Genomic DNA, 10035 nt, shown 5'->3' with positions numbered 1-10035 from the left:
AATGGTGCGCGCTAGCGTTAAAGTATTCCAAGAAAAAATGCCTGAATACATGGAAATACTGCAGCTAAGCTTAAGTGCGGACGAAAAGTCAGAAGTGTGCTCACAGGCTCACAAAATTAAAGGCGCCGCTGGCTCTGTTGGTTTGGCTCGTGTACAGCGTATTGCTAATCAAATTCAACAGGGCGACCACCCTACATGGTGGGAGAACGTGCATGATTGGGTGGAAGAGCTACAAATGGCGGTTCAGCACGACATGAAGGCACTACACGATTGGCTGAATGAACAGCAGGTTGATGACTAGTTAGCATAACGCGCTCTTTAATAGGAAACGTAAAAAAGAGGGCTTGCCCTCTTTTTTGTTATAAAAACTGCGCTAGAGAAAGCGTTCAGAGCAGCGTTGCTAAGTAGCAAAGTAGCAAAGTAGCAAAGTAGCTAAGTAGTTAAGTAGCTAAGCCTCTCCTTAAAAAAAGGCGGCAGGCTGATCTTATTTATACAGTGGTAAAAGGAATTAATGCGATGACAATTAGCGCACAACAAGAAACCGTGTTTTCAAATAATCAGCTCAGTGTTGAGGAAATTCCCTCACTTCAAACGCTCGCATTACTTCCTATATCCAAAAAGTACCGGACACTAAATATCCTCTCCATTGGATTGATAGCCTTAGTGCTAATCGGTATTGCTTCTGCGTTACGATTCCAAAGCTTTTGGTCATTGCCAGAAGGACTGCTGCAAGCCTACCCGTATGTTGTTGCTGGTATCGTCGCGGTAGGCTCTCTATGGGCTCTGTACCACTTTTTTGCTGATGTACGCATATTTTATGCGATTCGAGAGCAAGACATCAGTAAGCAGTCAGGGCTAATTTTTAGAAAACTTTCGTGCCAACCTATTTTGCGTGTTCAGCATGTAGAGGTTAATCGCGGTCCATTGGACAGGTGGGCGGGTCTTGCCTCACTTCAGGTGTTTTCGGCTGGTGGTGAAATGCACACGTTTGAGATACCTGGGTTAAGCATTGAAAGGGCAGAGCAGTTGCGTGAGTTCATTCTTGCTCATAAAGATATAGGTGCACGCTAATGACGATATCAGAAACGCCCTCACACCAAGCGCCTACACTTAATCAGTCAAAAGAGCTGAAAGAAGATACTGCGCTCAAATCCCATGGGCAAGATGCTAATATGGAAGAACCGAAACTTAAAGTAGAAACGGGTGATGAGTGGCAGCGCCTCTCTCTAATTTCTATTTTGTACTTTACTATTCGCAATTTTACCAACTCGGCTCAAGTGCTTATTTATACCATTCCCGCCTTAGCCATATCGTTCAATATTTGGGATAACCTGCTGTCGCCTGAAGTACTAATCGGTGCTGGAATCCTTTTTCTATCTACCAGTGTTAGCGGCGTAATAAGCTTTTTAATGTACAAGTTTCGCGTGCACAACCAGCACGTTGAGATTCATCATGGCGTGTTCCAACGCCGCTATACCAACTTGCCTTTGTGGCGTATTCAAAACGTTAAGATAGAACGCCCTTTTTATTACCGACCTTTTGGGTACGCGTTAGTGGTGCTTGATACCGCAGGAAGTGGGAAAGAAGAAGCTAAAATTGTAGCGGTTCCTGAAGATTATGCTGAAGCGCTCAAAAAGCAGGTGTTGTATGAAAAAGCGCTGCACGATGAGGGTGACCTGGATTGTTTGCCAAATGAAGATTTATCCGACGAGCAGAGTTCGTCTTTTCCCACGCCACGAACGCGCACTAAAGCGATAGATTCTTCCCATTCAAATGAAGAAGTATTAAATCGACGGTCCGTGAAAGACATCATTATTCACGGTATCACCAACAATCGCGTGTGGATCATACTGGGTGCTGCGGCACCTTTCTATGACGATGTGTTCGGTCTGGTTTCAGAGTGGTTAGCCGATAAAGGCTTGCAGCTTAATCAGCTGGTTGGTGAACAAACGGTTGCGTGGTGGCAATTTGGATTGTATGCCTTTGTCATTCTCATGATGCTTATGGCGTTAGTGGCACTGCTGAGTGTTGGTGGCGCGCTTTTCACTTTTTACGGCTACACACTTTCACGAACAGGTGATCGCTATATCCGTCGCAGCGGCTTGCTTAATAAACTGGAAGTCAGCATGCGAGCTTCACGCATCCAAATGATTACGGCGAAGCAAGACTGGCTGGATAAAATACTAAAGCGGGTGAATTTGTATTTTGAGCAGAACTCAACGGCTGGGCAGCAAATGCAAGAACTGATGTCGCCAAATAAGCTTATTGTGCCATCGGTAACCGAAGATGAAGCCTTCGCGCTTAGTCAAGAAGTGATGCCTGGATGTGACCTGCGAGGTCAAGATTATCAAACCATTAGTAAGCGATTTATTACTTTTTGGTTGCTTGCGGGCTGGACGTTGCCTTTTATTACCTTTTTCACTATTGGCGCTGTGTCATCCCATCTAGATATTATGCTAGGTTCACTCGTTGTCTTTAGTGCGGTATCGCTGTTACTCACGCTTAGGTGGTGGCGATGGGGTATAGCCTACGACAGTAAGTACGTTTATATAAGGCGAGGTAGAATAGGCATCGACTATCAATGCTTTGAGCCCTATAAAGCGCAGCAAGTTATCGTTAAGCAAAGCGTGTTTATGAAGCGAAGAAAACAGGCCACCGTTAAGTTTGTACTGGCTTCGGGGGCGGTGACTGTGCCGTTTCTACCAGAAGACTACGTTAATAAACTAGCTGATAGTGTGCTATTCGAGGTGGAGTCAACCAGAAGGTCTTGGATGTAACGTACACTGTTTCTTTGAGCGCTGCTTTTTTATACGTTTTTTATGCAAATAGACCGAGTTTATGTAATGGTAGGTATTTAGTTGCTTAACCTTGCGTTTATATGGATATTCTTGATTACAGTGTCATCGCGATTTACCTCATCACTTTACTCGTCATCGGCTTTAGCTTGCGTGGACAGCAGTCAAAGAAAGATTATTTTCTCGCTGGAAGAAGCTTAAGTTGGAAACCGCTGTTACTTTCAGTGATGGCGACGCAACTCTCGGCGGTCAGTTTCATTTCCGCTCCTGCATTTGTCGGCTTCCGTGAGGGTGGAGGGCTGATTTGGCTCTCTTATGAACTGGCAGTTCCGTTAGCCATGCTTTTACTCATTACCACCGTGTTGCCTACATTATACCGAAGCGGTGTGGTGAGTATTTATGACTATCTTGAGCGACGTTTCTCTACCTCTACTCGTATTTGTATCAGTGTTGTATTTCAATTTAGCAGAGCCTTCGCTACCGGCATAATGGTTTACGCGCTATCCATTATATTGCAAGGAACCATGCAGGTTTCATCCACGCAGGCAATATTACTCATTGGTGTGATTACCGTTTTGTACTCCTTACAAGGAGGCATGAAAGCAGTTGTATATGGTGACGCGGTACAAATGGTTGTCATCGTTTTGGGCACAGCTATCTGCATTGCTTTTGGTCTTAACGCATTAGGCGGTTGGGAGCACTTTTTACAGTTACTTCCAAGCGAGCGGGTCTCTACCCTTAATTTTTCATCTCTGGGTTTTGATGGTGACGGCTTCGGCTTTTTTCCTATGGTGCTAGGTGGCGTGATCCTCTACGCCTCATACTACGGTTGTGATCAATCAGAAGCACAGAGGGCATTGTCAGCGAAATCGGAAAGCGATCTTAAAAAGATGATGTTAGCCAATGGCATTTTTAGGTTCCCTATAACACTTCTATATTGTTTAGCAGGCTTGGTGGTCGGCACACTAGCGTTTAACGACGCCAACTTGCTATCGCAAATTCCTAAAGATAATCCGGACTGGCTTATGCCGGTCTTTATTCTTAATTATTTACCTCATGGGCTTATCGGCTTGCTTGTGGTCGCTATTCTTGCGGCAGCCATGTCATCACTGAGCTCAGCAATAAACTCTCTTGCCGCTGTTTCGCTTGAAGATTATTTCAAACTCACTCGGAAACGCGCAAAACCTGAAGGCTACCTGAATCATGCTAAGTTTGCGGGCTTGCTTTGGGGAGGGATTATTTTGCTGCTTTCGCTCAATGCTGGCGATATAGCGCCTACCGTAATAGAAGCGGTGAACAAAGTGGGCTCTGTTTTTTTTGGTCCTGTCTTGGCTGTGTTTCTACTTGGCATGCTAACGAAGAAGATAAATGCCACACAGGTCAATACCGGCCTGATGTGTGGCGTGCTGACTAATTTGTCGTTCGCATTTTTTGTCGAGGACGTGTTTTGGTTTTGGTGGAATGTAACGGGGTTCGCGAGCACAGTGATACCCGCTATTATCTTGTCTGTTTTGTCAGCTAATGATGAAAACGATACAGCGACGATCACCACCTCTGGTCAACGACGCTTACTGATTGATAAGCCGATTGCCACCCTATTGCTTGGCTATTTTTGCTTATTGGTCGTGGTTTGCTACTTAATGCCGCGTTGGCTGCAGTAGACTCAGTGATTTAGGCCTCTACTGTTTTGGCGACTGAGTCTCTCAGAATAATCTGATCTTTGCCCGCGTGCTTAGCTTCGTATAAGCGCGCATCAGCCACTTCTAACTGCGACTCCAAGCACTTGTGTTCCTCGGTACATACGCCGATACTGCACGTGATATTGAACTTGTGATTGGTAAAAATAGTAGAGCGCACTGCATCCATAAACGCTGAAAGCGCAGATAGATACACTTTAGGCGGCCTTACTGATACCACCGTAAATTCTTCACCCCCATAGCGCACAATAAGATCGTCGGGGAAGTAATCTTTTAACAATGCTGCAAATTCCTGCAATAACATGTCACCCGTTTTATGGCCGTAGGTATCGTTTACACTTTTGAAGTTGTCAGCATCGATCATAGACACAATGACATCCTTTCTCGACGCTTTATTGGCAAATAACTCCTCTGCTTTTTCGTAGAGAAAACGGCGATTGTATACCTTGGTTAGCGGGTCTAAGTTTGCTGAATTTCTAATGGTTTGAATCATTTCTTGTGATTCAAGGTTTTGCATAATTCTGCAGTAGAATTCTTCGTGATAAAACGGTTTGGACAGGAAGTCATTGGCGCCGCTCTTAATGAATTTCGAGGTCAACACGCTGTCGCCGTTTGCCGATAAACCGATAAATACCAAGTCTTGCATGCGTTTTTCGTGGCGTATTGCTTTAACTAGTTCATAGCCGTCCATATTGGGCATACGGTGATCGGCAATAACCATTTTAATATCGCGGTGATTATCAAGCTCTTCTAACGCTTCTAAGCCATCGTTCGCTTCATGTACCTGAAATTGGAATTTGCGAAGTAATGAACAAATGTGATTTCGGCTCGTTCTAGAATCTTCCACCACCAACACTTTGGTAGTGAGATTCTTTCTTAAACGGTCTACAAGTTTAGACACTTGAAGGTATGAATAGCGAGACTCTTTTGTGATGTAATCCAGTACGCCCTGATCGAGTAACTGAGCACGGGTAAATTCGTCGAAATTTCCAGTAAGTACGATGGTTGGAACGTTGTAGGAAAGTGCAAGCTCAACGCTCTCGCCGTTGGGCGCGTCGGGAAGGTTTAAGTCGACGATGGCTGCCAAGTATTCGGTGTCACTCTCGAGAGCACTTTTCGCTTCCGCAAGATCTTCGCACAGATCACACGTAAAGTGAGGATTATCCTCAATAAGTTTGTTTACAATCTTTCGGACAGTGAGACTGTCTTCTACTACAAGAACTTTATACATGTGATCTACTCTCGGCACTTAGGCTTCGATAATAACCAATTATAGACAAAAAAGCCCTCAAAGAGAGGGCGTTTTATACTTATGTCTAAATAATTTTATTCTTATATAACATTGCGTTGTACTAACTTTGTTCAGCGGGAACACGCACGGAGCCTTCCATCAAAATACGTGCGCTTCTGCTCATTACAGCTTGCTTAATTTGCCATTTGTTATCTTCAAACGTAGCTTTTGCTCCTACTCTAAGCGTTCCAGATGGATGCCCAAAAGTAACCGAGTCTCTTTCGTCGCCGCCAGCTGCGATATTTACAAGAGTGCCGGGTATCGCCGCAGCCGCTGCGATCGCGACTGCTGCCGTGCCCATCATAGCATGATGAAGTTTCCCCATAGACAGTGCGCGAACCAATACATCAATGTCTGAACCCAAAATATCTTTGCCACTGGAAGCTTGGTAACCTCTTGGAGGTGCAACGAACGCGACTTTTGGTGTGTGCTGCCTGTTTGCAGCTTCACCCACATCATTGATGAGCCCCATCTGAACCGCGCCGTGTGCACGAATTGCTTCGAACTTGGACAGCGCCTCGGAGTCGCTGTTTATATCATCCTGCAGTTCAGTGCCTGTGTAGCCAATATCTTCTGCGTTGATGAAAATAGTAGGAATACCCGCGTTTATCATGGTCGCCTGAAGTGAGCCTACGCCTGGAACTTCAAGTGTGTCGACTAATCGTCCTGTCGGGAAGATTGCCCCTTCACCGTCAGCTGGGTCAACAAAGGCCACTTCTACTTCTGCGGCAGGGAAGGTGACACCGTCTAGTTCAAAGTCGCCCGTTTCCTGTACTTCCCCGTTAGTCATTGGCACCTTAGCGATAATGGCTTTGTTGATATTGGCTTGCCAAATGTTGACGGTGGCAATGCCGTTTTCTGGTAATTTACTTCTATTCACTAGCCCATTGGTTATCGCAAATGCGCCTACGGCTGCCGTTAGGTTTCCGCAGTTTCCACTCCAGTCTACGAATGGCTTGTCTATGGCTACTTGACCAAATAGATAGTCGACATCGTAACCTTCACGTTCACTTTTGCTTAAGATAACGGTTTTGCTGGTACTTGATGTAGCACCGCCCATACCGTCGGTTTGTTTACCGTACGGATCGGGGCTGCCAATTACGCGCAGAAGCAGGGCATCGCGCGCCGGACCTGGCTTTTGCGCGGCTTCTGGCAAATCGGTTAAATTGAAAAACACACCCTTACTGGTACCGCCACGCATGTAGGTAGCCGGTACTCGAAGTTGTGGCGCATACTTTGTCATGTTTTTTCCTTTCGTCGGTATGAGTGCGTTGAGGCACAGTTGAAACACGCCGTAAATACATCCTTGTAGGCTCTCGGGGCGCGTCCATGCGCCCCGAAGGTTTCAACCGTGCCTCAACGCACTCTTAAACTAAAAACTATTTTATCTGGAGAGAAGTAAGGTTGTTCGTGATTTGAAACACGCTGTGAACACATCCATGTGCGCTCCCCAGCCGCATCCTTGCGGCTGGAGGGTTTCAAATCACAAACAGCTTCCAACCAAACTAGCTGATACTAGCTACGGAGGAGGTGGATTAGTTTCAGGGCCCTCAACTCGCAAGGATGCGAGTTGGGAGCCTATAGGGACGTATTCACGGCGTGCCCTGTAACTGGTTCACCTCCTCCCACTGAAAGGTCTTCCTATCACAATCAGCTAGCTTCAGCTTCTAAGAAGTCCTTGGCGAAGCGCTGTAATACACCGCCTGCGCTGTAAATAGAGACTTCTTCTGCGGTATCTAGGCGACAGGTTACTGGTACTTCTAGCTGCTCACCGTTTTGGCGGTTTACTACTAGCGTAAGCGTTGCCCCTGGTGACGGTTCGCCGCTTACGTCGTACGTTTCTGTGCCATCTAGCTCAAGGGTTTTACGTGTTGTGCCTGGTTTAAACTCAAGGGGTAATACGCCCATACCAATTAGATTAGTGCGGTGAATACGTTCGAAACCTTCAGCTACAATCACTTCAACACCCGCAAGGCGCACGCCCTTGGCTGCCCAGTCTCGTGACGAGCCCTGACCGTAGTCAGCGCCAGCAACAATAATCAGCGGCTGTCTGCGGTTCATGTAGGTTTCAATAGCTTCCCACATGCGCATAACTTGTCCTTCTGGCTCAACGCGCGCCAGTGAACCTTGCTTCACTTCACCGTTTTCCAGCACCATCTCGTTGAACACTTTCGGGTTCGCAAGGGTAGCGCGCTGTGCGGTTAAGTGGTCACCACGGTGTGTGGCATACGAGTTAAAGTCTTCTTCCGGTAAGCCCATTTTGTGGAGGTATTCACCTGCCGCGCTGCTGGCTAAAATAGCGTTTGAAGGCGACAAGTGATCGGTGGTGATGTTATCTCCCAAAATAGCCAGTGGACGCATACCTTTCATGGTGCGCTCAGCATCCATTGCGCCTTCCCAATAGGGCGGGCGACGAATGTAGGTGCTCATTTCACGCCAGTCATAAAGCGGGTTAATGTCTTTGCCGTAGTCCACGCTTAAATCGAACATTGGCTCGTACACTTTTCTGAAGTGCTCTGGTTTAACCGATTTCGCTACAATAGCGTCAATCTCTTCATCGCTTGGCCAAATGTCTTTAAGCGTTACTGGGTTGCCTTCTTTGTCGGTACCCAATACGTCTTTTTCAATATCAAAGCGCACGGTACCGGCGATGGCGTAAGCTACAACCAGTGGTGGCGATGCTAAGAATGCTTGCTTTGCGTAAGGGTGAATACGGCCGTCGAAGTTACGGTTACCCGACAATACTGCTGTTGAGTAAAGATCGCGGTCGATGATCTCTTGCTGAATTTTAGGGTCTAGCGCGCCGCTCATACCGTTACAGGTAGTACACGCAAAGGCAACCACGCCAAAGCCTAAATCTTCCAGCTCGCTCATCAGGTTAGCTTCTTCAAGATACAGCTTAACGGCCTTAGAGCCTGGTGCTAGTGAGCTCTTAACCCACGGCTTACGGGTTAAACCGCGCGCGTTGGCATTTCGAGCAAGTAAACCTGCAGCAATTACATTGCGTGGGTTAGATGTATTGGTACAACTTGTGATAGCCGCGATAATAACCGCGCCATCAGGCATTTTGCCTTCCTCCTCGGTCCACTTCGCTGCTATACCGCGACTTTCTAAATCGCTGGTAGGTAAACGTGCGTGTGGGTTAGAAGGGCCAGCCATGTTACGGCCAACAGCAGAAAGGTCGAACGTAAGCACCCGCTCATACTCGGCAGTTTCTAAATCATCAGCCCATAAACCTGTGTGCTTAGCATATTGCTCAACTAGTGCAATTTGCTTTTCCTCACGTCCTGTTAGGCGCAAGTAATCAATAGTTTGCTGGTCAATGTAAAACATGGCTGCAGTGGCGCCGTATTCCGGTGTCATGTTCGAAATAGTAGCACGGTCGCCCAGCGTCAGGTGCGATGCACCTTCACCATAGAATTCAAGATAAGCAGAGACTACGCGCTCTTTACGCAAGAATTCAGTAAGCGCTAATACAATGTCGGTAGCCGTAATACCTGGCTGTGGTTTGCCGGTAAGTTCAACACCTACAATGTCGGGCAAACGCATGTAAGACGCGCGGCCCAACATTACGCTTTCCGCTTCAAGACCGCCCACACCTACGGCAATAACGCCAAGAGCATCAACATGCGGCGTATGGCTGTCTGTACCCACTAGCGTATCAGGGAAGGCAACGCCGTCGCGAGCTTGAATAACCGGCGACATACGCTCCAAGTTGATTTGGTGCATAATGCCGTTACCCGGGGGGATAACATCCACGTTCTTAAATGCCGTTTTTGTCCAGTTGATAAAGTGGAAACGGTCGTCGTTACGTCTGTCTTCAATTGCACGGTTTTTTTCAAACGCGTCTTTCTCAAAACCAGCATGCTCTACAGCTAATGAGTGATCCACAATCAACTGTGTTGGAACTACGGGGTTAACCTTCGCCGGATCGCCGCCCTTTGCGGCAATAGCATCGCGAAGCCCCGCTAAGTCTACCAGTGCCGTTTGACCTAAAATGTCATGACACACTACGCGAGCAGGAAACCACGGAAAGTCCAAGTCGCGCTTACGATAAATCAGCTGTTTAAGTGAGTCGGTAAGCATTTCAGGGGCGCATTTGCGCACCAAGTTCTCAGCCAGTACACGTGAGGTGTAAGGCAGCTTGGCGTAGGCGCCAGGCTCAATAGCATCTACCGCTTCACGGGTATCGAAAAAATCGATACCCGCGTTTGGAAGCGGTTTACGGTAATCAATATTCATAAAACCCCAA

At 47.0% G+C, this 10035-nt stretch carries 7 protein-coding genes; 4 read left to right on the top strand and 3 right to left on the bottom strand.

What is annotated here, in order from left to right:
- The 4 genes from QVA83_RS16640 to QVA83_RS16625 all read left to right on the top strand — a co-directional run.
- A partial coding sequence (locus tag QVA83_RS16640; RefSeq protein WP_287498713.1) for an Hpt domain-containing protein occupies positions 1-301 on the top strand: 301 nt, incomplete at its 5' end.
- Positions 302-516: 215 nt separating this feature from the next.
- Positions 517-1071, top strand: a complete 555-nt coding sequence (locus tag QVA83_RS16635; protein WP_061486464.1) for a PH domain-containing protein — start codon at positions 517-519, stop codon at positions 1069-1071.
- Positions 1071-2777, top strand: a complete 1707-nt coding sequence (locus QVA83_RS16630; RefSeq protein ID WP_069944829.1) for a PH domain-containing protein — start codon at positions 1071-1073, stop codon at positions 2775-2777. The genes QVA83_RS16635 and QVA83_RS16630 overlap by 1 nt, the downstream gene beginning before the upstream one ends.
- Positions 2778-2878: 101 nt before the next feature.
- Positions 2879-4456 carry a sodium:solute symporter family transporter gene (locus QVA83_RS16625; RefSeq protein WP_061486462.1) on the top strand — a complete coding sequence of 526 codons (1578 nt, stop codon included), beginning with the start codon at positions 2879-2881 and terminating at the stop codon, positions 4454-4456.
- 10 nt (positions 4457-4466) lie between these two features.
- On the opposite strand, the gene QVA83_RS16620 is transcribed toward QVA83_RS16625, so the two are convergent.
- From QVA83_RS16620 to acnD, 3 genes are all read right to left on the bottom strand, one after another.
- Entirely contained in the window at positions 4467-5723 is a 1257-nt protein-coding gene (locus QVA83_RS16620) for a response regulator (protein ID WP_014950537.1), read from the bottom strand.
- A 121-nt stretch (positions 5724-5844) separates the two neighbouring features.
- Positions 5845-7026, bottom strand: a complete 1182-nt coding sequence (gene prpF / locus QVA83_RS16615; protein ID WP_061486461.1) for a 2-methylaconitate cis-trans isomerase PrpF — start codon at positions 7024-7026, stop codon at positions 5845-5847.
- 407 nt (positions 7027-7433) lie between these two features.
- Entirely contained in the window at positions 7434-10025 is a 2592-nt protein-coding gene (acnD, locus tag QVA83_RS16610) for a Fe/S-dependent 2-methylisocitrate dehydratase AcnD (RefSeq protein ID WP_061095773.1), read from the bottom strand.
- Positions 10026-10035: the final 10 nt, after the last annotated feature.

The sequence above is a fragment of the Alteromonas sp. AO-Serp genome (genome assembly GCF_017849675.1).
In the GTDB taxonomy this organism is placed as follows: Bacteria; Pseudomonadota; Gammaproteobacteria; order Enterobacterales; family Alteromonadaceae; genus Alteromonas; species Alteromonas macleodii.
This window is presented reverse-complemented; position numbering and strand designations above follow the sequence as displayed.

Excerpts from the sequence above, each read along its gene's own strand:
- acnD (WP_061095773.1), bottom strand. The coding sequence starts at position 10,025 with ATGAATATTGATTACCGTAAACCGCTTCCAAACGCGGGTATCGATTTT.
- prpF (WP_061486461.1), bottom strand. The coding sequence starts at position 7,026 with ATGACAAAGTATGCGCCACAACTTCGAGTACCGGCTACCTACATGCGT.
- QVA83_RS16630 (WP_069944829.1), top strand. The coding sequence starts at position 1,071 with ATGACGATATCAGAAACGCCCTCACACCAAGCGCCTACACTTAATCAG.
- QVA83_RS16635 (WP_061486464.1), top strand. The coding sequence starts at position 517 with ATGACAATTAGCGCACAACAAGAAACCGTGTTTTCAAATAATCAGCTC.
- QVA83_RS16625 (WP_061486462.1), top strand. The coding sequence starts at position 2,879 with ATGGATATTCTTGATTACAGTGTCATCGCGATTTACCTCATCACTTTA.
- QVA83_RS16620 (WP_014950537.1), bottom strand. The coding sequence starts at position 5,723 with ATGTATAAAGTTCTTGTAGTAGAAGACAGTCTCACTGTCCGAAAGATT.